Origin of the sequence: Nocardiopsis sp. NPDC007018 (genome assembly GCF_040635075.1) — a bacterium.
Classification (GTDB): Bacteria; Actinomycetota; Actinomycetes; order Streptosporangiales; family Streptosporangiaceae; genus Nocardiopsis.
In genome coordinates this window covers 51,581-75,837 of the sequence record NZ_JBEYHA010000005.1, presented here as the reverse complement: position 1 = coordinate 75,837, position 24,257 = coordinate 51,581, and the positions used below count along the sequence as shown (strand labels likewise).

The window sequence follows — 24,257 nt, the reverse complement described above, 5'->3', positions numbered from 1 at the left end:
GTGAACAACTCCGTGTTCGTCCGCATCAGACACGTCGTTGGCCCCGCGCCCGCACCAGTCCCCTTGAACACCCTCGTCGGAGGTCCGATGTCCTACCCAGATCCCTCGCAGCAGCCCCAGTGGCAGCCGCCACAGCAGCCGGGCCAGGGATACCCCCACCAGCAGGGCCCCGGCCAACCGCACTTCGCCCCGCACCAGCAGCCCGGGGGCCAGGGGTACCCCCCGCAGGGTCCGGGCCAGCAGTTCCCGGGTGCCGGAGGTCCTCCCCCGCAGGGTCCGGGCGCACCGATGGGCCACGGCGGCCCCGGCGCCCCCATGGGACCGGGCGGCCCGGGCGCTCCGATGGGCCCCGGTGCTCCCATGGGTCCCGGTGCCCCGATGGGTCCGGGTGGTCCCGGCCAGCCTCCCTCGCGCGGCGGCCGCAAGTGGCTGATCCCCGCCGCGGCCGGTGTGGCCGTGGTGGTCATGGGCGGCACCCTGTGGGCGGCCGCCTCGCTGATCGGCGGCGGGCCCCAGCCCGAGTCGGTCCTGCCCGGCAACTCCGTGGCCTTCGGCAAGGTCGACCTGGATGTCAACGGCTCCCAGATCATGGACCTGATCAGCTTCTCCCTGAAGCTCCCCGACGAGATCACCGAGGAGACCGGCGAGGTGGACGAGGACACCTCGGGTGTCTTCGCCGAGGCGTTCTCCCAGGAGTTCGACGCGAAGAGGTCCGAGGTGCAGGAGTGGATCGGGAAGAAGGCCGGTATCGCCTTCTGGCCCGCGTCCGACGAGGACACCGCGTTGGAGGGCGACATGGCCCTCGCGCTCGCGATCGCGATCACCGACGCCGCCGGCGCCGAGGAGACCCTGGGCGAGCTCGAACGGGACGGCAGGCTCGACTACGAGATCGTCGACGACTTCGCCGTCATCGCGGTGAACGCCGAGGGAATCAGCGAGTACAACAACCAGATGTCGTCCCACGGCGACCTGGAGTCGAACGACACCTACACCGGTGACCTCGGCAACGTGCCCAGCGGCAGCATCGGCCTGGCCTGGATGGACCTGGGCAGGTTCAGCGAGCTGAGCAACATGGAACAGGGTGTGGCCGCCGAGTTCGGTACGGGCGTCGACGCCTCCGTCGAGGGGCGGATGACCGCCTCCGTTCGAGTGGACGGCGACTACCTCGAAGCCCGGATGGACGTCTTCGGCTTCGAGGTGGAGGACGAGGGTCTGACCTGGCTGGCGGACGCGCCGGGCGCGAGCGTGGAGGCGATGGGCGGCCTGCCCTCCGGCACCGGCATGGCCTTCGCCGGAAGCGGCATGGACCAGGCCCTGAGCACCGCTTGGGAGAACGACGACCTCCCCTTCCTCAACGACAGTGACCGCAGCGAGATGGAGTCCTTCTTCGACTCGGTCGGCGCGTCGCTTCCGGGCGGCTTCACCTCCCTGCTGGGCAGCTCCACCGCCCTGGGTATCGGCGACTTCCAGGAGATCGGTTTCGGTTCGGAGCCGTCCTTCTCGTACCGCGCGGTCGAGGGCGACCAGGGGGCGATCGAGGGTTTCCTGGAAGAGGCCATGGGCGGCCCCTACTCCGTCGGTCCGATGCCCGAGGTGACCTCGGACGGCGACACCGTGGTGGCCACCTACGGCGACGTCGGCTCCGGCCAGCTGGCCGAGGACCCGGTCTTCCAGCAGACCATGCAGGACCTGGACGACGCCGTGCTGGCCGGGTACTTCGACCTGCGTGAGGTCATGACCCAGGAGGAGGTGCAATCGCCCGGTCAGTGGGGCGCCGTCGGCGTCGGGGTGAGCGTGGCCGACGAGGGTCAGCGGGCCGTGGTCGAGCTGCGCTGGGCGCCGAGCGGGAACACGTCCCGGGACTGACCTCAGGGCAACGGACCCGTGGGCGGCCCGACGGCGCGGGAGGGGCGACCCTCCCGCGCCGTCGTCGTTCCCGGAGTCCGCTGTCAGTCGACGACCCTGCGGCCCATCTGGAAGGCCGCCAGGTTCCACATCAGCACCACGAAGGCCAGCAGCACGCCGACGTGGGTGAGGGCTCCGAGGGCGTCCAGCCCGCCGAAGACGGCCCCCCGGATGAGCTCGACGGCGTGGTAGAGGGGGTTGATCATGGCGGCCTTCTGAATCCAGTCGGGGAGCTGGGTGAGCGGGAAGAAGGTGCCCGCCATGAGGAACAGCGGTGTGAACAGGCCGCTGAACACGTAGTCCATGGAGCGCACCGAGGTGATCACCGCCGAGATCCAGATACCGAAGAGCGCGAACGCGAACCCGGCGAGGAAGGCGACGAACGGCACCAGCAGCATGCCCGGCCCCGGCTTCAGGCCGAACGCGATCGCCACCAGCAGCGGCACGCACCCGTAGACGCCCGATCTCATGGCCAGCCAGAGGGCCTCTCCGGTGACCAGTTCGCGCACGTCCACGGGGGCGGCGAGGATGCCCTCGTAGGTGTGCAGGAAGCGGCGCTTGATGAAGGTGTTGATGACGGCGGGCATCATCGACTGGAACATGACCGACACGGCGACGATCCCGGTGCCGAGGAAGTCGATGTAGCTGTACCCGGCCAGGGTGCCGATGAGGGCGCCCATGCCGAAGCCGAAGCAGAGCAGGTAGACGGTGGGCTCGACCACGGCGGCGAAGGTGGTGGCCCGCCAGGACTGCCCGTAGAGAATCCACTCGCGGGCGACCACGCCCCGGACGGCGTCGGCCTCGAACCGCCCGGGCCGGGCGTGCCGCTCGGGGCGGGCGTCCTCGTGGCGCTGTGACGGTCTCATTCGACGGCCTCCCCGGTCAGGGTCACGAACACGTCCTCCAGGTTGCTCTCCCTGCGGACCGGGGTGCCGAGGCGGTCCCGGAGCGACTCCGGAAGCTCCTCGGCGCGCAGGACCGACAGTGTGGTCCCGGTGCGGCGGGTGGTGAGGCCGTGCCCGTTCACCAGGTCCTCCAGTGCGGCCATCCCGTCGTGGCCGGGGGTGTACTCCTCGACGCTCGTACCCGCGTACTTGGCCACGAGGTCCGCCGGGACCCCGCGTTCGACGATCCGGCCCCCGGCCATCAGCGCGACCTCGTCCGAGAGGCGCTCCGCCTCCTCGATGTAGTGGGTGGACATCAGCACGGTGGCGCCCTCGTCGCGCAGGGCGGTGATCACGCCCCACAGTTCCTGGCGCACCTGGGGGTCCAACCCCACGGTGGGCTCGTCCATGAGGACCAGCTCGGGGCGGTGCAGGAGCGCGCGGACGATGAGCAGGCGGCGGCGCATGCCACCGGAGAGGTCGTCCACGGGGGTGTCGCCGCGGTCACCGAGCTGGGCCAGGCGCAGGGTGCGGGCGATGGCCTCCTTGCGTCGGGCCCGGGGGACCCGGTAGAGGAACGAGAACATGCGGAGGTTCTGCTCGACCGTGAGCTCCTCGTCGAGGTTGTCGTGCTGGGGGACGACTCCCATGCGGGCCCGGGCCCACTTGGACTCGGCGGGGACCTCGTGGCCGAGGATGCGGATGGTGCCCTCGTCGGCGATGGCCTGTGCGGTGAGCATCTTCATGGTGGTGGACTTACCGGCGCCGTTGGGCCCCAAAAGGCCGAGGACGATCCCCTGGGGCACCTCCAGGTCGAGTCCGTCGACGGCCGTGATCGGGCCGAAGCGCTTGACGACGCCGCGCAGGTGCAGGGCCGGCACGGCGGTGGTCCCGTGGGAGCTCATGGCGGAACTCCCCGGGACGGCCCGGCCGGGCTCTGGTGTGGTCATGGGGACACGGTAGGCAGCGGACCGGCCGAAAATCCATCGTTTATCGGCTCGTGCCGGTCCTTCGGGCCGGTGGTCCACAGGCGCGGAAAACCCGTTGCGCGGCTTGGCGGGCCGTGTCTACCGTGGTGGGGAAGGTACCGAACACGGACGCGCGGGCGCGGGCCCACGCACGAAGAAGGACTGAGGTCCATGCCCCGGAACGCGCCGAGCGCGCCTCACAGCCGCGCGGGTCTCCGCCTGCCCCGACACCCTTCGGACGTCTGAACGAACCCGCCCACCGTCGAGACACGCTCGGCGCTCTTGCTGTCGACTTCCGTTCTTTCCAGCAAGGAGCCTCCGGGTTGTCCCACTACGAACTCACCCCCGGTACCACCACCTCCGTCCGTTCCGCGCGCGTCGGCTTCGACTGCGTGTTCTGCGGCCTGTCCGTCTCCGTTTCCGAACCCGCTCGCACCCCGCGTGACCACTGTCCGAGCTGTCTGACCTCACTCCACGTCCACGACCAGGTCGAGGACGGGCCCAGCGACTGCGCGGGGAGAATGACACCGATCTCCGTGGTCGTCGCCCGCGACGGCGGGTGGCGTCTGGTGCACCGCTGCGTGCTCTGCGACGAGCTCTCCGAGAGCGCCGCGGCCGCCGACGACAACCCGTTGGCGCTCATGCGGATCGCGGTGCGCCCGCTCGCCGAGCCGCCGTTCCCGCTCGACATGTTCGGGGAGGTGTGAGCCGTGGGCCGCGGCAACCACCGCCACGGGCGACTCCGGCGCCAGCGTCCCAAGACCGTCCTGCGGGCCCGGGGCGAACGGGACCGCCAGGGCCGGGACCAGGGGGCGTTCCGCTGTGCGCACTGCCGGCTCGACGTCCCGATGCGTGCTCCGGGTACCGCGCACCGCAACCACTGTCCGCACTGCCTCACCAGTCTGCACGTGGACGGCCGGGTCCCCGGTGACCGGGCCTCCGACTGCCGTGGCCGCATGGAGGCGGCCGGGGTGAGCACGCGCGCGGACGGCGAGTGGCTGATGCTGCACCGCTGTCTGTCGTGCGGTCAGCTCAGCGCCAACCGGGTCGCGGGCGACGACAACGCCCGCGCCCTGATGCGGATCGCCGTGCGGCCGCTTTCGGCCTCGTCCGCCCCGGCGAGGAGGGCACTGACGCACCTCTGACCAGGGGTGTCCGCGTGACCGGGGCGGGGGCCGGGCCTGTCCCGGTCACGCCGCCCCGTTCACGCGCCGCCGCCGGGAACACCGCTCGCCTAGGCTGAACGGTGTGAGTGAGGACATCTCCCCCGCCCGTATGAGGGCCTCCAACAGCGACCGTGAACGCGTCAGCGAGGTGCTGCGCTCCGCCGTGGCCGACGGCCGGATCGACATGGAGGAGTTCGTGGAACGGCTGGAGCGCGTCGAGGCGGCCCGGACCCTGGGCGACCTTCCGGAGGTCACCGCCGACCTCCTGCCCGCCGGGGAACAGCCCCTCCAGCTCGATCCCGAACCGATGGTCAGCTGGTTCACCACCCTCACCCGGAGGGGGCGCTGGGTGGCGCTCCCCGACGAACAGGCCGGGGCGGTGTGCGGACGCGCCGAGATCGACATGCGTGAGGCGCTGCTCACCCGCAACCACCACCGGATGACGGTCAGCACCTTCCTCGGGAGGGTGGTGATCGACGTCCCCGAGGGCGTGGAGGTACGCGTCAAGGGGTGGTCGTTCCTCGGCAGGCGCAGCACCAACGCCCGCCGTAGCTCGATGTCCCACCCCCCGGTCCTGGAGATCGACGGGTTCTGCCTGTTCGGGACGGTGCGGGTGCGGGCTCCCCGGCGCCGTTTCCTGGCGGCCCTGCCCAGGGCCCGCCGCCAGCTCCGGGGCTGACTCCCGACCTGACCGGCCCGGCATCGGTGACCTGCGCGGATGTCAACATGACACGGACAACACCGGGAACCCAGGGTGAGGTGCGCCGTGACCTGCCGCGTCTGGCAGGCTTGAGGTCACAGGTTTTCCCAGGAGAGATGGGTTGCAATGAGTGAGTTCCGTATCGAGCACGACTCGATGGGTGAGGTCCGGGTCCCGGCCGAGGCCAAGTGGCGGGCCCAGACCCAGCGTGCCGTCGAGAACTTCCCGATCTCGGGCCAGGGGCTGGAGAACGCCCACATCGCCGCGCTCGGCCAGATCAAGGCCGCGGCCGCCAAGGTCAACGCCGAGCTCGGCGTGATCTCCGACGACCTCGGCAAGGCCGTTCGCGAGGCCGCCCTGGAGGTCGCCGACGGCAAGTGGAACGACGAGTTCCCGATCGACGTCTTCCAGACCGGTTCGGGCACTTCCAGCAACATGAACACGAACGAGGTCGTGGCGACCGTCGCCAAGGAGCGCACCGGCCTCGACGTCCACCCGAACGACCACGTGAACGCCTCGCAGTCGTCCAACGACGTGTTCCCGTCCTCCATCCACATCGCCGCCACCTCGGCCGTGCAGAACGAGCTCATCCCGGCGCTGCGCCACCTGGAGGGCGAGCTCACCCGCAAGTCGGTCGAGTTCGCCTCGATCGTCAAGAGCGGCCGCACCCACCTGATGGACGCCACCCCCGTCACCCTGGGCCAGGAGTTCGCCGGGTTCGCCGCGCAGGTCCGGTACGGCGTGGAGCGCCTGGAGGCCGTCCTGCCGCGCGTGGCCGAGCTGCCCCTGGGCGGCACCGCCGTGGGCACCGGCATCAACACCCCGGAGGGCTTCTCCGCGCGGGTCATCGCCGAGATCGCCGCGAACACCGGACTGCCGCTGACCGAGGCCCGCGACCACTTCGAGGCGCAGGGCGCCCGTGACGCCCTGGTCGAGCTCTCCGGCCAGCTGCGGACCATCGCGGTCGGCTACTGCAAGATCGCCAACGACATCCGTTGGATGGGCTCGGGCCCGACCACCGGCCTGGCCGAGATCTTCCTCCCCGACCTCCAGCCCGGTTCGTCGATCATGCCCGGCAAGGTCAACCCGGTCCTGTGCGAGGCCATGCTCCAGGTCTCCTCGCAGGTCGTCGGCAACGACGCGGCGGTGGCCTTCGGCGGCGCCTCCGGCAACTTCGAGCTCAACGTGCAGCTGCCCATGATGGCGCGCAACGTGCTGGAGTCGATCCGCCTGCTGGCCAACGTCTCCACCGTCTTCGCGGACCGCTGCGTGGCGGGGATCACCGCCAACGAGGAGCAGTGCCGCGTGTACGCGGAGTCCTCCCCGTCGATCGTCACCCCGCTCAACCGGTACATCGGCTACGAGGAGGCCGCCAAGGTCGCCAAGCAGTCGCTGGCCGAGAAGAAGACCATCCGCGAGGTCGTGCTGGAGCGCGGCTACGTCCAGGACGGCAAGCTCACCGAGGCGCAGCTCGACGCGGCCCTCGACGTGCTCAAGATGACCAACTCGCAGCAGTAGTCGTCGGCGCGGGTCGGCCGGACCCACGGGGCACCTCGCGGACGCGGGGTGCCCCCTTCGTGCGCCACCGGCCCCCGCGCCGTCGCCGACGCCACCGTTCCGGCGCGCTTCCCAGGGCCCGGCCACCGGAACCTTCCCCCCTCCGGGGGCGTCGGACCCACTGGAACTTCCCGTACAGAGCCCGCTCCGAGAGGGCGACAGATGTCGAGTAACAGCCAGCCGACCATCGCGAACCGCTACGTCCTGCGCCGGGAGCTCGGCCGAGGCGGCATGGGGATCGTCTGGGAGGCCCACGACACGGCCCTGGACCGGGTCGTGGCCATCAAACAGGTCCTGCTCCCCGGCCACTTCACCGACGCCGAACGCGCCGACGCGCACGCGCGGGTCCGCCGCGAGGCGCAGTCCGCCGCGCGGATCAACCACCCCACCGTCATCACCATCCACGACGTGTTCGAGTTCGAGGACGACCCGTGGGTGGTCATGGAACTGGTCGAGGGGGGTTCGCTCCAGGACCTGCTCGGCGAGGCGGGCGCCCTGCCGCCGGAGGAGGTCGCCGACATCGCGGAGTCACTGCTCCAGGCCGTGCGCGCGGCGGACGCGGCGGGGGTCCTACACCGGGACATCAAGCCGGGCAACATCATGATGTCGTCCGACGGGCGGGTCATCCTCACCGACTTCGGGATCGCCACCATGGAGGGCGGTCCGAGCATCACGCGGACCGGCGCGCTGATCGGTTCGCCCGAGTACATGCCGCCCGAGCGGCTGGAGGGCGGACCGGCCGAGCACCGGGGCGACCTGTGGAGCATCGGCGTGACCCTGTACGCGGCCGTGGAGGGCTCCTCGCCGTTTCGCCGCGACTCGATCACCGCCGCGATCGCCGCGGTGATCTCCGCCCCGCTCCCGCCGATGACGCGGGCGGCGTGGCTGGAGCCGGTGATCACGGGCCTGCTGGAGCGCGACCCGGACCGGCGGCTCACCGTGGAGCGGGCGCTGGACCTGCTCCGGCGGTGCCGCGGCGGTGACGTGCCGCCCTCCGGAGCTGCCGGTGCGGCCGGAGCTGCCGGGGCTGTGGCTGGCGCGGCCGCGAGCGGCCCGCAGACCCCCTACCCCTCCGGCGAGGGCTACTACGGGAGCTCCCCCTCCGGGCACGACCAGGGGCACCAGACGCACGGTGCCGCGGCGTTCGGGTACGACGGCGGGTACGGACACGACCAGGGCGGCCACGGGCACGACGGCGGGTACCCACACAACAGCGGGTACGGGTACGACCAGGGCGGCCACGGATACGGCGGCCACGGCGGGCCCCACGCGTCGGTGGCCCACGGGGGCGGCGCCCCGGCCCCGCGCCGCCGCGGCGGTCTGCGCGCGGCCCTGGCCGTGGGCACGTTCGCTCTGGCCCTGCTGCTGGTCGGCGGGCTCGTGGTGGCGCTGGTGGCGCGATCGGGGACGAGCACCGACCCCGGCGACTCCTCCGTGACCGAGGAACCCGGCCGGTCGGACGGTCGCGAGGAGCACCTGACCGGTCCGGGCGGCAGCGTGCGGGTCGACGGGACTCCCCCCGAGTACGACGAGGACGAGCTCCAGACCTTCGACTCCGAGTGGTTGACGGTGTCCTACCCCGGCGGCTGGTCCCCCGACGACAGCCAGATCGCCGACTCGATCGCCCTGTTCGTGGCCCCCGGTATGGAGCACGAACTCATGGTGGAGGGCTGGGAGGAGACCGAGTTCACCGGTACCGCCGCCGAGTTCCTGGAGCAGTCGGACGGTGGCACCGACATCGAGGACGCCACCAGCGGCTACGAGGTGCGCGACACCGAGGACTTCGACCGGGACGACTTCGAGGGCGGACTGGCCGGTCTGGACGTCGCGATGGTCGAGGCGGACCTGGTCAACACCAACTGGGGCCAGTCGGAGCGGCGGCTCTGGGCGTACGCGGTGGTCATGGAGCAGGGCGACCACCGGGTCTTCTACCTGGTGAGTGTGAACGTGCCCCGGGAGGAGTCGGGCGACTTCGACAACATCCACGAGGACGTCATCGAGACCTTCACCCCCCACAAGTAGACCCGGAGGGTTCGGACCGGTCTGACGGAGGGTTTCGGACCACGAGAACGGCCCCGCGCGGGATGCGCGGGGCCGTCGTGTGGTTCCGGGGGACGAACCGGTGGTGGGTACTAGGGCCAACAGGCCCTAGTACCAGCCGACGGACTGGGAGTGGGCCCAGGCCTCACACGGGGTGCCGTAGCGCCCCTTGATGTAGCTGATGCCCCACGAGATCTGGGTGGCGGGGTTGGTCTGCCAGTCCGAGCCGTGGGAGGCCATCTTGTCGCCGGGGAGCGACTGGGGGATGCCGTAGGCGCCGGAACTCGGGTTCTGCGCCTGGTAGTTCCAGTTGCTCTCCTTCTCCCACAGGGGTTCCAGGCAACTGTCGAACTGGTCGGCGCTCCAGCCCTCGGCCGCGACCATCTGACGGGCGATGCCCTTGGGGTCGCCCGAGAACACGGGGGTGTCCTCGGTCTCCTCCTCTTCCTCCTCTTCCACCTCCTCCTCGATGTCACTGCCGCTGGCCTGGGTGGACTGCACCCCTTGGCCCTTGGCTGCGTCTCGTTCGGTCTGCGCCTGGGCGCGGAGCGCGAGGAGTTCGTCCTCGGTGAGTTGCTCCGAGGCCGCGAAGAACTCGTCGCCCTCGGTTCCGGTGTCGGCAGCGGGTTCCTCGGACCGGGGTACGGCGGCGCTGGCCGCGACGTCCGGGTCCACACCGTCGTCCGCGAACGCGGAGACGGCGAAGGTCGCACCGGCGACCAGGGTCGCCGCACCGACCGCCGCGGTACTCCGCAGCGACATTCGGTTGAGTAGCACGATCGCCTTCCCAAAAGGGGGTTAAGGGCAGGGAAAAACCTATTAATACCAGTTGTTGGCCTGGGAGTGGGACCAGGCGCCGCACGGATTGCCGTAACGGTCCTTGATGTAGCTCAGCCCCCACGAGATCTGGGTGGCGGGGTTGGTCTGCCAGTCGGAGCCGTGCGAGGCCATCTTGTTTCCGGGCAGGGACTGCGGGATGCCGTAGGCGCCCGAACTCGGGTTCTGGGCCGTGTGGTTCCAGCCGCTCTCCTTCTGCCACAGCGGTTCGAGGCAGTTGTGGAACTGGTCGGCCTCCCAACCCTGGTCGAGCACCATCTGGAGGGCGATCTCCTTGGCGGAACCCGCCGGGACCGGGGCCGTGGGAGCCGAGCCCCCCGTGGAACCGGAGCCGCCGGAGGAACCGGAGTCGGGGGTCTCCTCCTCGGGCTCCGGCTCGGGCTCGGCGATCTCCGCTCCGGTGCCGCTGGTGGACTGGACGGCCTGGTCGGCCGCGGCCCGCACGTCCTCACGGACGCGTTCCCGCTGGTTCTCCAGCTCGGCGTCGTCCACGGGGGGCGGGCTCGCGAAGAACTCCTCCTGGGGCGCCTGGGGCTGCTTCACGGGGGTCGCCGCCGAGGCGGCCGCGCCGGGGTCGAGGTCGCCGGTCCGCGCGAAGGCCGAGACGGTGAACATGCCGCCCGCCACCAGCGCCGCGGCTCCGACCGCGCTCATCTGGCGCAGTGAGATCCGGTTGACTATCAAGATCGCCCTTTCACGTTGACGCACGCGTGCCCGGGGGCGTCGCGTGGTGTGGGTCGCCGCCTGGGGACCGCGTGGCCCGTCGTCACCGCCGGGGTGGGGACGGACTCGCCGTTCGACCGACCACGGGGCGGGGCTCCCACACGGGAGGGGGGATTCTCTGTGCAGCGCAACTCAGCCTGCACCATCGTCACGATGAAGTAACGCCAGTTTTACTGTGCCCTGACTCACATGACGGAATGTGCCTGCTTCGCGCGCCTGTGACCTGCAAGGGAACACCAAGAGTCAGGATCGGACACGACGTCCGGGCCTGTGGCCCTCGTCTCCGCACCACCAGGGAGAGACCGGAGTCACCGGAGGAACGGCCCCGGCACGGCGCGACTGAGTACGCGTACCGATGTACGCCGCCGGACCGGCGGACAGCATGGGGGACATGCACGCCCACGGATTCCCCCACCCCTCGCCGGGAGCACCGCGCCGCTGCCCCGACTGCGCGGCACCGCTCGGCGCCTCCGGCCCGGAGTGTCCGAACTGCGGTCTCGGCCTGGTCGGCCCCACGGCGCAGCGCCTGTGGTGGATCGACGCCGAACTGTCGACGCTGCACGGCCGCGAGCGCGTGCTCGTCCAGGAGCGTTCCCAGGTGCTGGGCCGTCTGCGGTGGGAGTCCGACGAGCGCGTCCGCCGGTTGGCCGCCGCTCCCGCCCCTCCCCCGCCGATCCCCGAACGGGCCAGGGCCCAGGCGCCGGTCGTGGTCGAGGTCCCGTCCGCACCGCGTTCCGGCCCTTCTCCGTCCGCGCCGCGCCCCGCCGCAGGGACACCGTCCGGTCCCGCGCCGGGGCCCCGGTCGGCCCCGGAAGCGGAGCGCGGCGCCGAGGTCAGCCGACGTTCGGCCCAGAACGTCATCCTCGGCCTGGGCGGCCTCCTCATCGGTGTCGCCGCCCTGGTCTTCGCCATCTGGACGTGGAGCGACATGGGCACCGGCGCCCGCGCCGCCGTGCTCGGGGCGACCACCCTGTCCTTCGCCGGGCTGGCCCTGCCGCTGCACCGGCGCGGCCTGCGCGCGACCGCCGAGACCTTCGGGTCGGTGGCCGCCGCCCTGCTCTGCGTCGACGCGCTCGCCCTGTGGCTGCTGAGCGACCGGACCGCCAACGGTCCGGGGTACACGGCCGCCGCCCTCGCGGTCATGAGCGCGCTCCTGGTGCTGTACCCGGCCCTGGTGCCGCTGCGCACGCCCCGAGTCCTGGCCGTGCTGTTCGCTCAGCCCGTACCGGTGCTGCTGGTCGTCTCACTGCCCGGCGACGGCAACCCCGGCTGGCTGCTGCCGGTCGTCGCCGCCACCGCCCTCGCCGACCTCGTGGCCGCGCGGTTCCTCGGTGCGCCCCGTCCCGGCGTCCCGGTGCGGACACTGCGCGCGGCCGCCGTGGTGCTGTGGGTCCTCGTCCTGGTCGTGACGGTGGTGTCCGTGCTCGTCGTCGCCCCCTCCTCCCCCGGGCGGGACCCCCTGGGCTGGTGGTCGCTGGCGACCACTCTCCTCCTGGCGGGGGTCGCGGGGCTGCTGCTGCACCGGTGGCACCCCGCCGGGTCCACGCGGGCCCGGGACGCGCACTCCGCGTCCTCGGTCGTCGGACTGGCGGCGCTGGCGCTGGCGCCGCTCGTGGCCGGGCCCGCGCACCTGCCGGTCCTGCCCCGTCCCACGACGGCGCCGTGGGGCCTGGAGCCGTCCGCGATGACCCTCCCGGCCGTGGAGCTGCTCGGGCTGGAGCGGGCGAGCACCCTGCCGCCGCTCTCCTTCGTGTACCTGGCCGGTGTCCTGGCCGCCTCGGCGCTCGCCCTGGGCGTGGTCCGGCTGCTGCTCCGCAGTTCCCTGCCCGTTCTGCTCTCCCTGGTCGCCCCCGCGGCCCTGCTGGCGCCTCCGCTGCTCCTCGGCCTTCCCCTGGTCGTGACGGTCGTGTGGGCGCTCGTCCTCGGCGGCGCGCTGGTTCTGGGCTCGGCCCTGCACGGCCGGTGGGCCGGCGCGGTCCCCGTGGTCACCGGGACGCTCACCCTGGTCACCGGCCTGATCTGGGCTCTGCCCGAGCGGTACACGACCCTCGCGGCCGTGCTCATGCTGGCCGCCACCGCGCTCGTGTGCACGGTCGGCGCACGTGTGTTCTCGGCCGCCGAGGGCCGCCCCGCCCCGGGCGGCCGGGCCGCGACCCTGTACCTGGGCGGCGCGCTGCTGTGGGCCCTGGCGCTGATCGCGGGCACCGCCTTCCTGCTCTGGAACCGGGGCGCGGAGGGCACGGCGCAGGCCCAGTGGTGGATGCTGACCGCCGCCGCGCTGCTGTGCGCGGCCACCGCCCTGACCCTGGGCCGGGTCCCGGCCCCGGCACCGAGCGCGCACGTGCGCGGTGACGACCGCTCCCCCTCGGACCCGCGCTGGCTGTTCACCCTGGCGGGGCTGGCCCTGCTCCCGGCCGCGCCGCTGCTGGCGCTCCCCGGCGACGGCCCGGGGCTGCCCCTGCTTCCCGGGACCGCACCGTGGTCGGCGCCGACCGGGTCGGTGTGGGGTCCGGCGCACACGCTGCTCGGCGCGCCCGCGCCCGCCGACCTCCTCACCGCGCTGGGCACGGCCCTGGGGGTCCTGTTCGCCGGGGCCCTGGTGCTGGGTCTGGTGGCCGTCGTCGACCGCCGCTGCCTGACGGCGGCGACGACTCTGGTCGCGCCGACCGCCCTGGTGCCGCTGCCGGTGCTGCTGGGCGCGCCGTTCCTCGCTGCGGTGGTGTGGGCGGCCCTGATCGGCGCCGCCCTGTTCCTGTGGACCCCCCGGGTCGGCGCTGCCGTGGCGTGGCTCCCCGGGACCGCCGGTCCGGCCACCGTGGTGCTCGCACTGGTCTGGTCGCTGCCCGAACGGCACGCCACCCTGACCGTCTTGCTCGTGGCGTCCGTGGCCGTGGCGGTCTCGGCGTGGGGCCACCGGGGCCCGACCTCCACCGACCGGGGAGGCCGGGTGCCCGCCACGGCGCTCGTGCGCGGACTCACGGCCGGCGCCTGGTCCGCTCTCCTCGCGCTGGCGTCGACCGCCCTGGTCGCCGTGGCCGTCAGCGGGGCCTCCGGCACGGCCGCGTGGTGGCTGCTGGGCGCCGTCACGCTCGCCCTCGGCTCGACCGCGCTGGTCCTCGGCCGCGCGGACCGCCGCCCGGACGGCACGGCGTCGGCCCTCGGTGTGACGGGGCTCGTCCTGCTGGCCGCCGTCCCGCCGGTGGCGGGCGCACTGCGTCTGCCGACCCTGCCCGCGCTCGGCCCCGGGGGTGCGGTGTTCGGTGCGCCGTTCGCGGCGGTGGGCGCGCCCGCGAGCACGCTGGTGGGGCTGCCGGTCCCCTCGGACACCCTGACCGCCCTGCTCACGGCGGCCGGACTGCTCGGCTTCGGGGCCCTCTCCCTGGGCTCGGCGCTCCTGTTCGAGCGTCGTTTGGCCGGGCCCCTGACCGCCCTGGCCGCACCGCTCACGCTGGTCCCGCTGCCGGTCCTGCTGGGTGCCCCGTTCCTCGTGGCGGTGGTGTGGACGGTGCTGGTCGGCGCCGCCCTGTTCCTGTGGGCCGCGCGGTCCGGCACCTCCTCCGCACCTCTGGCGGGTGCCACCGGCCTGGCCACGCTCCTGCTCGCGCTGGGCTGGTCGCTCCCCCAGCAGCACACGGCGCTGGCGGTGCTCCTGGCACTCGCCGTCGTCACCCTGGTGTCCGTCCTGCAGCACCGGCGCCGCGCGCCCGGGACCGACGGCTCCCCAGGAGCGTTCGCCTACGGGCTGACCACGGCCGCCTGGGCCCTGACCCTCGCCATGGGCCTCGGCCTACTGGCCGCCTCGGTCTCCGGAGGGGACCCCGGACCGGTGCCCCGGTGGTTGCTGGGGGCCACGGCCCTCGTCCTGGGGGCGAGCGCGCTGGCTCTGGGCCGCACGGGGCGCGCGCCCGTGCGGGGCGGGGATGGCTCCGTGCGAGGGACCGCCCTCGGCTGGGCGGGGGCGGCCCTGCTGGCGCTGGCCCCCGTGGTGGCGGTCTCCCGCGCGCTCCCGGTCCTGGCCCCGTTCTCCCGGTCTCACGCCCTCGGCGGGGCCCCGCTCTCCGCCCTGACGGAGCCCGCGCACGCGTTCCTGGGCGTGCCCGGCCCCACCGGCGCCGCGGACGCGCTCGCCAGCGCCCTGGGGCTGCTGGCGGCCGGGTCCCTGGCCCTGCTGGCCGCCCTTCTCGTGGACCGGTCACTCCTGGTACGCACCGCCGCCCTGGTGGTCCCGGTGGCGCTGGTCCCCGTCCCCGTGGTGCTGGGACTGCCCTTCCTCGTCGCCCTTCCGTTGACCCTCGCGGTCGGCGCACCGCTGCTGGTCGGAGCGGCCCTGCTCAGGGACGGCTGGGCCGCCCTGCTCCCGTGGTGGTCCGGGGCGGCCGTCCTCGCGCTCGCGTTCGGCTGGGCCCTGTCCGAGCGACACGCGACGGTCGCGGTCCTGCTGGCCGCCGCCGCTGTCCTGTCCGTGGTCACCGCGCTGGCCCGGACCCGTTTCGTGGCGGTCGCGTCGACCTCGGTGTCCACGGCGGCCACCGGCGGGTTCGCCCTCACGGTCCCGCTGCTCCTGGGCGCCCCGCTGGAGTACGCGGCGCTGGGCCCGCTCGCCGTGGTCGCCGCCGTGGCCGCCGTCGCCCCCCGCCTGCGCGCACCCCTGGTGACGGCGGCGGAGGTTCCGGCGGCGGGCTGGGCCGCCGTCACTCTGCTGCTCAGTGTGTTCCACGGCGGACGTCTGGAGCTGGTGGCCGCCGCCCTGGCGGTGGTCGGGGTGATCAGCCTGGCCAGCGCGGTCCGGCCCGGCCGCCGGTGGTACGCGGGAGTCGGCGCCGTGCTGATGTTCGCCGCGCTGTGGACCGCCTTGGCGTCGTGGGAGGTCACCGTCCCCGAGGCGTACACCGCCGCGCCCGCGCTGGCGTTCCTGGCGATCGGTGGGGAGTGGTCGCGCCGGTCCGCCGAGCCTCCGTCGAGCTGGCTCGCGTACGCCGGAGGCCTGGCGCTCCTGCTCGGCCCGACCGTGTGGGAGGTGCTCACGGAGGACGCCCTGGTCTGGCGGGTCCCGGCCGTGCTGGCGGTCGGTCTGGCGGTCGTGGTGTGGGGGTTGCGCCAGCGGCTCTCCGCCGCCCTGGCCCTCGGCGGCCTCGCCCTGCTGGTGACGTCGCTGCGCGCCTTCGGCCCGCCCCTGTGGGAGCTCGGCCAGATGACGCCCAACTGGCTGCCGTTCGCCGTGGTCGGCGCGCTACTGCTGTTCGTGGGCGCCCGCTACGAGGCCAGCCTGACCCGGCTGCGGCGGGTCCGTCAGTACCTGGCGCGCCTGCGCTAGGTCGGCGGCACGAGACGGCCGTGCCCGGCGGACGGAACCGGGTACCGGCGGGCGCGCCCGCCCCACGACGGTGTGGGGCGGGCGCGCGCACTCCTGCGGCCCCGAGTCCCGGTCCCTAGGCCTCCAGCATCTCGGTGACCAGGGCGGCGATGGGCGAGCGCTCCGAACGGGTCAGCGTGACGTGCGCGAACAGCGGGTGGCCCTTGAGCTTCTCGATCACCGCGACGACCCCGTCGTGACGGCCCACCCGCAGGTTGTCGCGCTGGGCGATGTCGTGGGTGAGCACCACCCGCGAGTTCTCGCCCAGCCGGGACAGCACGGTGAGCAGGACGTTGCGTTCCAGGGACTGCGCCTCGTCGACGATCACGAAGGCGTCGTGCAGGGAGCGGCCCCGGATGTGCGTGAGCGGCAGGACCTCCAGCATCCCCCGGTCGACGATCTCCTCGATCACGTCCTCACTGGTCACGGCGGACAGGGTGTCGTGCACCGCCTGACCCCAGGGCGTCATCTTGTCGTTCTCGGTCCCCGGCAGGTAGCCGAGCTCCTGGCCCCCCACCGCGTACAGCGGACGGAACACCATGACCTTGCGGTGCTGGGCGCGCTCCAGGACGGCCTCCAGGCCGGCGCACAGCGCCAGCGCCGACTTGCCCGTGCCCGCGCGCCCGCCCAGCGAGACGATGCCGACGTCCGGGTCGGTGAGCAGGTCGAGGGCGATCCGCTGCTCGGCACTGCGCCCCTTCAGACCGAACACGTCCCGGTCCCCGCGCACCACCTTCACGGACTTGTCCGCCTGCGTACGCCCCAGCGCCTTGCCCTGTTCGGAGACCAGGACCAGACCGGTGTGGCAGGGCAGGTCCCTGGCCTGCTCGATCTCGCTCTCCCCGGCGGAGAACAGCTCGTCGATGTTGTGGGCGGGCACGTCCAGCTCGGCCATCCCGGTCCACCCGTGCTCGATCGCGAGTTCGGCCCGGTACTCGTCGGCCGGCAGACCGATCGAGGACGCCTTGATCCGCATCGGCAGGTCCTTGCTCACCAGGACCACGGAACTCTCCTCCTCGCGTTCGGCTTGGAGGTTGCGGGCCACCGTGAGGATACGGGTGTCGTTGTCCCCGAGCCGGAAACCCGCGGGCAGGATCGACGGATCGCTGTGGTTGAGCTCCACCCGGAGCGTGCCGCCCTGGTCGTTCACCGGGACGGCCACGTCCAGACGGCCGTGGGCGACCCTGAGGTCGTCCAACCGCCGCAGGGCGTTGCGAGCGAAGTACCCGAGCTCCGGGTGGTGACGCTTGCTCTCCAGCTCGGTGATCACCACCACGGGGATCACGACCTCGTGTTCGGCGAACCGGGCCATGGCCATCGGGTCGGCGAGCAGGACACTGGTGTCGAGCACGTAGACGCGCGTGCCCTCTCCTACCTCCGCTTCGGGGGCGGTGGGGGGCTGGGTGTCGCGGTGATCGGTCGAGGAACTAGCCACTCGTTCTCCCCTTGGGCACCGCACGGGTGCCCTGCTGTCACGGGATCATGGAGGACCGGGACCAGGCCCACGAGGGCCGGGTCCGGCCCTCCTCTTCGATATCCCGCCGGGGCGGAGAAGATCAACGAGACGGGGCCTCCCGAACGGATGGGCGAACGCCATCCGCTGCTGTCGACGCTACGCGCCCTCGAGCCCGTTTTCCAGGTCCCGTGCCCACCATCCGGTGAACTCCGCGTTACGGGCCCGCCGTGGACAGGCACGGCGCGCCCCGCGGAGCGGAGGCGGCAGGGGTCGGGAGAACGGGATTCAGGAGCCGAAGCGCCGGTTGCGCGCGCCGTAGGCACGCAGCGCGCGCAGGAAGTCCACTCTGCGGAACGCGGGCCAGAAGACCTCGCAGAAGTAGAACTCCGAGTGCACGCTCTGCCAGAGCATGAAACCCGACAGACGCTGTTCCCCCGAGGTGCGGATGAGCAGGTCGGGGTCGGGTTGTCCGCGCGTGTAGAGATGCCGGGCGATGTCCTCGATGTCCAGGCGCTCTGCCAGCTCCTGGATACCGGTGCCCTTCGCCGCCTCCTCCTGGAGGAGCGACCGAACCGCATCAGCGATCTCACGTCTACCCCCATACCCGACGGCGACGTTGACAACCAGCCCGGGATTGCCGGATGTGGCTTCCTCGGCCTCCTTGAGGGCGCGGGCGGTGGAGTCGGGCAGGACGTCGAGGGCTCCGACCGGGCGGGTGTTCCAGCCCTCCCGGCGCAGCCGCGCGATGGTCTCCTCGATGATGCGAACGAGGGGGCCGAGCTCGGCCTCGTCACGGGTGAGGTTGTCGGTGGACAGCATCCACAACGTGACGACCTGCACACCGACCTCGTTGCACCATCCGAGGACGTCGAAGATCTTGTTCGCCCCGGCCTGGTGACCCTGCTCGGCGCCCGGAAGACCACTGCTCTTGGCCCAGCGCCGGTTGCCGTCCATGGCCACACCGACGTGCCTGGGAATCTCCTGGCTGGTCAGACCGCGTTCGAGACGCCGCTCGTACAGCCAGTACAGGGGGTCACGGAGCCCCATTGGCGAAACCTCTCAGAGCTGGATCATGGGACGGCGCACTCCTGTGAACGGATGTGCCGACGGGGATGCCTCCAGAGTAGTTCGCCCGTGGACGTCACGTCACGGCGAGCGATTTGCGCACGTGCTTGCGGCCCTGGTGGATACGGGACTTGACCGTTCCCAAGGCGAGGTTGAGCTCGGAGGCGATCTCGTTGTAGTCCATCTGGCACAGGTCGCGCAGGACCAGCGGGGCCACGAGGTTGGGCCGGTCCTTCTCCAGCTGGTCGAGCGCCTCCAACAGGTCGATGCGCGAACCGGCGATGACGCTCGTGGTGCGGGGGTCGCGCTGGTTCGGCATCCGCTCGGCCTCGGTGGGGAACTCGGCCGACCGGCGCTTCATGGAGCGGTAGGTCTGCCGGGCGGAGTTGGACACCACCGTGTAGAGCCACGTGGTGAAGAGGGAGTCGCCCTTGAAGCTGTCGATCTTGCGGGCGACCCGCAGGAGCGCGTCCTGGCAGGCCTCCTCGGCGTCCTGACGGTAGGGCAGGAACCGGGCGCAGCGGCGCAGTACCTCGGGCTGGATGCGGCGCAGGAGGTCGTCGAGGGCCACCGCGTCACCGTGCTTGGCGCGGCGCGCGAGCTCCTCCAGCTCCTCGTCGACGTTGCTGGCCACCCGGCGGCGGGGGGTGGGGGTCTCCTCGTTCTCCGAGTTGTCACTACTGTGCATGGCTCATTCTCTTCCTGGCTTGCGGCAGACGTCCGGTGGTCCGTACGAACGCGTACGCGCCCACTCATGAGAGGGTCACACGTCAATGGGACGCCTATGAGCCCCGCTCGGCTCCCGCCTCGCGAATCCCATGGTCTGCGCCCCCCGGTGCACATGGCGCACGGAACTCGAAGGGAACCTCCAGTCTCCATGCCCCGGAGGCGTCGACGATACCCGGGGGTGGGGATCATATCCACGGAAGTCCACGTGAAGGCGCAGATGGTGTATTAGTGGGCAACGACCGCGTATTCACCCCCGACAGACCGAGGCAAAGATGAGCCAACCGGAGGCCTTCGGACGTTACCGCGTCATCAGGCGTTTGGGTTCCGGTTCCTTCGCCACCGTCTGGCTGGCGCAGGACGATCTGCTGAACTACCCCGTGGCCATCAAGGTACTCGCCGAGAACTGGGCGCACCAGATGGACATCCAGCACCGCTTCCTGGAGGAGGCGCGCATCCTGCGCCAGACCGACTCCACGTGGCTGGTGGCGGTCCACGACGTCGACGTGCTGCCCGACGGGCGCCCGTACATGGTGATGACCTACGCCGACCAGGGCAGCGTCGCCGACCTCGTCCACCGGGGCCAGCTGCCCCTGGACGAGGCGCTGCGGCTGCTCACGGAGATCGGCCAGGGCATCACGGTGCTGCACGGCCACGGCACGATCCACCGGGACATCAAGCCGTCGAACGTGCTGCTCCAGTCCTCCCCCGTGGGTCAGCGCGTGCTGGTGGCGGACCTGGGTTTCGCGAAGGCGATCGACGAGGCCTCGGGGTTCACCGCGGCGGCCGGGACTCCCGGCTACATGTCGCCCGAACAGAGCATCCCCGGTGGCGACCTGGACGTCCGCTCGGACGTGTACTCGTTGGGCGCGGTCGCCTACGAGCTCATTACCGGACGTCCGCCGTCCCGGCCTCCGGTCAGGGTGGCGCCTGGCCGGATTCGGCCAGGTTTGCCTCCTGCGCTGGACGAACTGATCCTCTCGGCGCTGTCGGTGGACCGGGAGAGCCGCCCGGCCGACGCGAAGACGTTCACCGACCGGGTGCGCGCCATCCGTATGGCTCCCAACCTGAGCGAGGACACCGCCTGGTGGCAGCGGTACCGCATGCCCCGGCAGCGGGCCGGGGCCCTGGTCCTGGCGTGCGGCCTCCTGCTCACGGGGGTCAGTTCGTCGATGGGGACACCGGGCATGGTGTTGACGACGGTGCGCAACTCAGCGATGGAGATCCGCGTGGACGTACCGGCGGTGTGGGCCCGCGAGTTCCACACCGACCAGGAGGCGCGCGACTCGGTCGCCGACTCCGGCGCCGGGCCGGGGCTGTTGGCCGCCACCGACGTGGCCGACTGGCACTCCACGGACGTCCCCTCGTACGGGGTGTACGCCACGGTGGTGCCGGGCGCGCCGAACCTGGACACGGTGGCCGACACCAAGCCGTGTCCGGGGCCGCCGGAGGAGCGGGCGATCAGCGAGGGCGACTGGCAGGGCACGGCCTGGGAGTGGCCGGAGTGCAACGGCAACGGCGCCTTCACCTCGGTCGCCGTGCACCCGCCGGACACCCCCAGAACGGTCTACCTGGAGATCCGCCAGCCCGATTACCGTCCCGACCTGGTGGACGAGATCGTGGAGGGAATCGAGTTGTCGTGACCACCCCGAACTCGCGTCGCGGACACATCCCGTAGTTCGGCCATTCACCGCCGACAGTTCGGGATTGTCGACGGGTCAATGCGCCTTCGGGAATGATGTTGATTTTTCAACCACATTCTCAGCCCGAGTTCGCCTCACCCGACAACTGGGCCCGCAGTTCCTCCGGAGTCGTGACGGGCAGTTTGCAGACGAAGCCCTCGCACACGTAGGCGGTGGGCCTGCCCCCGACCCGCACCCGCTGTTCGAGGAGCGCGACCCCGCCGTCGTCGGTCCCGTCCCCTCGCGTGAGGACCGTGCCCAGGGGCGCCCACCGGAGCACGGTGCGCACCAGCTCCTCGGCGGCCGGCTCCCCCGGCTCCCCCACCACCGCGACGGCGCGCGGCCCGCTGAGCCGTGCCTCCCCTGCGGCCAGACCCCACCCGGCGAAGCGCGGGGCCTTCTCGGCCAGGAGCGGCACCACGGACAGCGCGCCCTCGGCGGCCGTCCGGTAGCGCTCCTGACCGGTCAGCGCCGCGTACGTGAGCAGCGCCGAGGCCGCGGCGAACCGGCCCGAGGGGGTGGCGTTGTCCGTGGGGTCCTGGGGGCGGCTGAAGAGCTGTTCGGCGTCGTCGGCGGTGTCGTAGAACCCGCCCTCCCCGTCCCCGAAGCGCTCCAGGACGGTGTCGAGCAGGCCCCCGGCCTCCCGCGCGTAGCGGGCCTCCCCGGTCACGCCGTGCAGGGCCAGCAGGCCCTCCGCGAGGTCGGCGTAGTCCTCCAGGACGGCGGCGCTGGGCCCGGGCCTGCCGTCCCGCGAGGTGCGCACGAGCCGCCCGTAGAGGAGATGGGTCCCGAGGACGAGGTCGGCCGCCTCCCGGGCCGCCCGGACCCAGTCGGGGCGCTCCAGCAGGGCGCCTGCCTCGGCCAGCGCCGCGATCGCCAGCCCGTTCCAGGCGGCCACCACCTTGTCGTCGCGGGCGGGCGGGACCCGCTCGGCGCGGGCGGCGAGCAGGGCGGCGCGGACCCGGTCGAAGCGCTCGGGGTCGTCGGGGTCCCCGCGTAGCTGGAGCACGGAGGAGCCGTGTTCGAAGGTGCCCCGCTCGGTCACGGCGAACAGGTCGGCGGCCCAGGCGCCGTCCTCCTCGCCGAGAACCTCGGTGAGCTGCGCGGGCGTCCACACGTAGTAGGTGCCCTCCCCGCCCTCGCTGTCGGCGTCCAGGGCGGACGCGAACCCGCCCTCCGGGGTGCGCAGGTCGCGCAGCATCCAGTCGGCGGTCTCCTGGGCCACCCTGAGCATGAGGGCCCGGCCCGCGATCGCGGCGGGGTCGTCGCCCGCCGGGCGCCGGGACAGCCGGGTGTAGGCGCGCAGCAGCAGGGCGTTGTCGTAGAGCATCTTCTCGAAGTGCGGCACGACCCACGCGCCGTCCACCGCGTAGCGGGCGAACCCGCCGCCGAGCTGGTCGTAGATGCCGCCCCGGGCCATCGCCACGGCGGTGCCGCCCGCCATGAGGGCGGCGGGAGTGGGCTCGTCGGCGCTCTGGAAGGGGAAGGTGCGCTCGTGCTGCGCGGTCAGGAAGGACAGCAGCATGGACGGCGGGAACTTGGGTTCGTCCCCGTACCCGCCCTCGGCGACGTCGTAGTCGTGGATGAGGGCCTGCACGGCCAGGTCGAGGTCGGCGGCGGTGGGCGGCGGGGAGGCGGCCAGCCGACGCGGGGCCCCGAGGGCCTCCACCACACGGCGCCCCTGGTCGAGGAGGTCCTCGCGCCGGTTACGCCAGGCGTCGGCCACCCCGTTGAGGAGGTTGCGGAAGTGGTCCCGGGGGAAGTAGGTCCCGCAGTAGAACGGGGCGCCGTCAGGCGTGGCGAACACGGTCATGGGCCAACCGCCCTGGCCGGTCATGGCCTGGGTGGCCTCCATGTACACAGCGTCGACGTCGGGGCGCTCCTCGCGGTCGACCTTGACGTTCACGTACAGCTCGTTCATCCGGGAGGCGGTCTCGGGGTCCTCGAAGGACTCGTGCGCCATGACGTGGCACCAGTGGCAGGCCGCGTAGCCCACGGAGATGAGGAGGGGGACGTCGCGGCGGCGTGCCTCGGCGAAGGCCTCCTCCCCCCAGGGCCACCACTCCACGGGGTTGTCGGCGTGCTGCAACAGGTAGGGGCTGGTCGCGTCGCTCAGGCGGTTGGGCATGCCTCCACTGTGCCACCTCGACCGCCGCGCCGCGCGGGTCCGGGTCAGGCGGACAGGGTGATCTCGGCGCCCAGGCCACGAGCGCGGGCGGCGTCGAGCAGGAGACGGCCGACGGCGGCGTCCTCCAGGCCGATGCCCACCGAGTTGAACACGGTGATCTGCCGGTCGCAGGTGCGGCCGGGGTGTCGGCCGCCGACCACGGCGGCCAGTTCGAGGGAGCAGTCCTCGGCGGTGATGGCGCCCTCTGCGAGGGCGTGCGCGATGTCACCGGACTCGTGCAGGGCGGCCGGGGTGGAGTCCACCACGAGGAGGCCGGAGTCGCGGGCGGCGGCGAGGACGGCCGCGTCCACCTCCCGGTGGTCGGTCCTGGGGGGCGAGCCCACCGCGTTGAGGTGCTGCCCGGGGCGCAGCCAGGCGCCCTCGACCAGGGGTTCGCGGGAGGGGGTCACGGTGCAGACGACCTCGGACGCCTCGACGACGGCGCGGGGAGAGGCGGCGGCGACCACCTCCAGGCCGGGGACCTCCTCGGCCAGCGTCGCACGGAGCCGCTCGACGGTGGCCGAGGAGCGGGACCACACGAGGACCCGTTCCAGGCCCCGTTCGTCGGCGAGCGCGACCGCGTGCGCGGCGGCCAGGGGCCCGGCTCCGATGACGCCGAGGGTGTCCCAGCCGGGGCGGGCGAGGTGGCGGGTGGCCACACGGGTCGCGGCGGCGGTACGCAGCCGGGTGGGGACGGCTCCGTCGAGGATGGCCAGGGGGGCGCCGTCGTCCGCGTCCGCCAGGACCAGCACGGACTGTTGGGAGGGGAGCCCCCGCTCGCGGTTGCCGGGGATGTCGCTGAGGAGTTTGCCCGCCACCAGGCCGCCGCTGCCGAGGAGCCCGACCATCGGAACGAACTGGGCGTCGTGCCCGGGCAGGCGGGCCGGTTCCGCGTGGGGCTGCGCGGCGCGCCCTTCGGCGAGGTCGGCGAAGGCGGCCTCCACCGCCGAGGCCACCTCTCGGGGGGTGACGAGGCCGGTGAGGTCGGATCGGGTGAGGATGGTCGTCATCGGTGCCTTCTCCCTGGG

17 protein-coding genes are annotated in these 24,257 nt (G+C 72.5%); 8 read left to right on the top strand and 9 right to left on the bottom strand.

The window, feature by feature from the left end:
• Positions 1 to 87: 87 nt before the first annotated feature.
• Positions 88 to 1,866 carry a hypothetical protein gene (locus ABZ635_RS04060; RefSeq protein ID WP_357758555.1) on the top strand — a complete coding sequence of 593 codons (1,779 nt, stop codon included), beginning with the start codon at positions 88 to 90 and terminating at the stop codon, positions 1,864 to 1,866.
• 83 nt (positions 1,867 to 1,949) lie between these two features.
• On the opposite strand, the gene ABZ635_RS04055 is transcribed toward ABZ635_RS04060, so the two are convergent.
• Positions 1,950 to 2,771: an ABC transporter permease gene (locus ABZ635_RS04055; RefSeq protein ID WP_357758552.1), complete on the bottom strand. Its 822-nt coding sequence runs from the start codon at positions 2,769 to 2,771 to the stop codon at positions 1,950 to 1,952.
• On the bottom strand, positions 2,768 to 3,694 hold the full coding sequence (locus tag ABZ635_RS04050) for an ABC transporter ATP-binding protein (RefSeq protein ID WP_357758763.1): 927 nt from the start codon (positions 3,692 to 3,694) through the stop codon (positions 2,768 to 2,770). The genes ABZ635_RS04055 and ABZ635_RS04050 overlap by 4 nt, the downstream gene beginning before the upstream one ends.
• Positions 3,695 to 4,080: 386 nt before the next feature.
• Here ABZ635_RS04050 and ABZ635_RS04045 point away from each other — a divergent pair, with 386 nt between their 5' ends.
• The 5 genes from ABZ635_RS04045 to ABZ635_RS04025 all read left to right on the top strand — a co-directional run bounded on the left by ABZ635_RS04045 (position 4,081) and on the right by ABZ635_RS04025 (position 9,202).
• Positions 4,081 to 4,464 carry an RNHCP domain-containing protein gene (locus ABZ635_RS04045; RefSeq protein WP_357758549.1) on the top strand — a complete coding sequence of 128 codons (384 nt, stop codon included), beginning with the start codon at positions 4,081 to 4,083 and terminating at the stop codon, positions 4,462 to 4,464.
• A 3-nt stretch (positions 4,465 to 4,467) separates the two neighbouring features.
• The gene (locus ABZ635_RS04040; RefSeq protein ID WP_357758547.1) at positions 4,468 to 4,902 is read left to right on the top strand and encodes an RNHCP domain-containing protein; all 435 of its coding nucleotides are present in this window, start codon (positions 4,468 to 4,470) and stop codon (positions 4,900 to 4,902) included.
• 130 nt (positions 4,903 to 5,032) lie between these two features.
• On the top strand, positions 5,033 to 5,602 hold the full coding sequence (locus tag ABZ635_RS04035) for a DUF1707 domain-containing protein (RefSeq protein ID WP_357758761.1): 570 nt from the start codon (positions 5,033 to 5,035) through the stop codon (positions 5,600 to 5,602).
• A 147-nt stretch (positions 5,603 to 5,749) separates the two neighbouring features.
• On the top strand, positions 5,750 to 7,141 hold the full coding sequence (locus ABZ635_RS04030) for a class II fumarate hydratase (RefSeq protein WP_357758544.1): 1,392 nt from the start codon (positions 5,750 to 5,752) through the stop codon (positions 7,139 to 7,141).
• 201 nt (positions 7,142 to 7,342) lie between these two features.
• On the top strand, positions 7,343 to 9,202 hold the full coding sequence (locus ABZ635_RS04025; protein WP_357758541.1) for a serine/threonine-protein kinase: 1,860 nt from the start codon (positions 7,343 to 7,345) through the stop codon (positions 9,200 to 9,202).
• Positions 9,203 to 9,328: 126 nt separating this feature from the next.
• On the opposite strand, the gene ABZ635_RS04020 is transcribed toward ABZ635_RS04025, so the two are convergent.
• Both ABZ635_RS04020 and ABZ635_RS04015 read right to left on the bottom strand, forming a co-directional pair.
• Positions 9,329 to 9,982, bottom strand: coding sequence for a lytic transglycosylase domain-containing protein (locus tag ABZ635_RS04020; RefSeq protein ID WP_357758759.1), 654 nt, complete (start codon positions 9,980 to 9,982; stop codon positions 9,329 to 9,331).
• A gap of 57 nt (positions 9,983 to 10,039) precedes the next feature.
• Positions 10,040 to 10,711 (bottom strand): transglycosylase SLT domain-containing protein, encoded by a 672-nt coding sequence (locus tag ABZ635_RS04015; RefSeq protein WP_357758538.1) that lies wholly within the window; start codon positions 10,709 to 10,711, stop codon positions 10,040 to 10,042.
• Between the two features lie 460 nt (positions 10,712 to 11,171).
• On the opposite strand from ABZ635_RS04015, the gene ABZ635_RS04010 reads away from it, so the two are divergent.
• The gene (locus ABZ635_RS04010) at positions 11,172 to 16,094 is read left to right on the top strand and encodes a hypothetical protein (protein WP_357758536.1); all 4,923 of its coding nucleotides are present in this window, start codon (positions 11,172 to 11,174) and stop codon (positions 16,092 to 16,094) included.
• Between the two features lie 115 nt (positions 16,095 to 16,209).
• Here ABZ635_RS04010 and ABZ635_RS04005 read toward each other — a convergent pair whose 3' ends face one another.
• The 3 genes from ABZ635_RS04005 to ABZ635_RS03995 form a co-directional block, all read right to left on the bottom strand.
• Entirely contained in the window at positions 16,210 to 17,568 is a 1,359-nt protein-coding gene (locus tag ABZ635_RS04005; protein ID WP_357758534.1) for a PhoH family protein, read from the bottom strand.
• Between the two features lie 306 nt (positions 17,569 to 17,874).
• A complete protein-coding gene (locus tag ABZ635_RS04000) occupies positions 17,875 to 18,636 on the bottom strand; it encodes an isoprenyl transferase (protein WP_357758531.1) in 762 nt (253 codons plus the stop codon).
• 94 nt (positions 18,637 to 18,730) lie between these two features.
• A complete protein-coding gene (locus ABZ635_RS03995) occupies positions 18,731 to 19,342 on the bottom strand; it encodes a sigma-70 family RNA polymerase sigma factor (RefSeq protein WP_357758528.1) in 612 nt (203 codons plus the stop codon).
• 313 nt (positions 19,343 to 19,655) lie between these two features.
• Between ABZ635_RS03995 and ABZ635_RS03990 the strand changes: the two genes are divergently transcribed.
• On the top strand, positions 19,656 to 21,023 hold the full coding sequence (locus ABZ635_RS03990; RefSeq protein ID WP_357758525.1) for a serine/threonine-protein kinase: 1,368 nt from the start codon (positions 19,656 to 19,658) through the stop codon (positions 21,021 to 21,023).
• Positions 21,024 to 21,141: 118 nt separating this feature from the next.
• Here ABZ635_RS03990 and ABZ635_RS03985 read toward each other — a convergent pair whose 3' ends face one another.
• Positions 21,142 to 23,190 carry a thioredoxin domain-containing protein gene (locus ABZ635_RS03985; RefSeq protein WP_357758522.1) on the bottom strand — a complete coding sequence of 683 codons (2,049 nt, stop codon included), beginning with the start codon at positions 23,188 to 23,190 and terminating at the stop codon, positions 21,142 to 21,144.
• Between the two features lie 44 nt (positions 23,191 to 23,234).
• Positions 23,235 to 24,239: an ornithine cyclodeaminase family protein gene (locus ABZ635_RS03980; RefSeq protein ID WP_357758519.1), complete on the bottom strand. Its 1,005-nt coding sequence runs from the start codon at positions 24,237 to 24,239 to the stop codon at positions 23,235 to 23,237.
• Positions 24,240 to 24,257 lie beyond the last annotated feature (18 nt).

Excerpts from the sequence above, each read along its gene's own strand:
- ABZ635_RS04060 (WP_357758555.1), top strand. The coding sequence starts at position 88 with ATGTCCTACCCAGATCCCTCGCAGCAGCCCCAGTGGCAGCCGCCACAG.
- ABZ635_RS04055 (WP_357758552.1), bottom strand. The coding sequence starts at position 2,771 with ATGAGACCGTCACAGCGCCACGAGGACGCCCGCCCCGAGCGGCACGCC.
- ABZ635_RS04050 (WP_357758763.1), bottom strand. The coding sequence starts at position 3,694 with ATGAGCTCCCACGGGACCACCGCCGTGCCGGCCCTGCACCTGCGCGGC.
- ABZ635_RS04035 (WP_357758761.1), top strand. The coding sequence starts at position 5,033 with ATGAGGGCCTCCAACAGCGACCGTGAACGCGTCAGCGAGGTGCTGCGC.
- ABZ635_RS04030 (WP_357758544.1), top strand. The coding sequence starts at position 5,750 with ATGAGTGAGTTCCGTATCGAGCACGACTCGATGGGTGAGGTCCGGGTC.
- ABZ635_RS04025 (WP_357758541.1), top strand. The coding sequence starts at position 7,343 with ATGTCGAGTAACAGCCAGCCGACCATCGCGAACCGCTACGTCCTGCGC.
- ABZ635_RS04020 (WP_357758759.1), bottom strand. The coding sequence starts at position 9,982 with ATGTCGCTGCGGAGTACCGCGGCGGTCGGTGCGGCGACCCTGGTCGCC.
- ABZ635_RS04015 (WP_357758538.1), bottom strand. The coding sequence starts at position 10,711 with ATGAGCGCGGTCGGAGCCGCGGCGCTGGTGGCGGGCGGCATGTTCACC.
- ABZ635_RS04010 (WP_357758536.1), top strand. The coding sequence starts at position 11,172 with ATGCACGCCCACGGATTCCCCCACCCCTCGCCGGGAGCACCGCGCCGC.
- ABZ635_RS04000 (WP_357758531.1), bottom strand. The coding sequence starts at position 18,636 with ATGGGGCTCCGTGACCCCCTGTACTGGCTGTACGAGCGGCGTCTCGAA.
- ABZ635_RS03995 (WP_357758528.1), bottom strand. The coding sequence starts at position 19,342 with ATGCACAGTAGTGACAACTCGGAGAACGAGGAGACCCCCACCCCCCGC.
- ABZ635_RS03990 (WP_357758525.1), top strand. The coding sequence starts at position 19,656 with ATGAGCCAACCGGAGGCCTTCGGACGTTACCGCGTCATCAGGCGTTTG.
- ABZ635_RS03985 (WP_357758522.1), bottom strand. The coding sequence starts at position 23,190 with ATGCCCAACCGCCTGAGCGACGCGACCAGCCCCTACCTGTTGCAGCAC.
- ABZ635_RS03980 (WP_357758519.1), bottom strand. The coding sequence starts at position 24,239 with ATGACGACCATCCTCACCCGATCCGACCTCACCGGCCTCGTCACCCCC.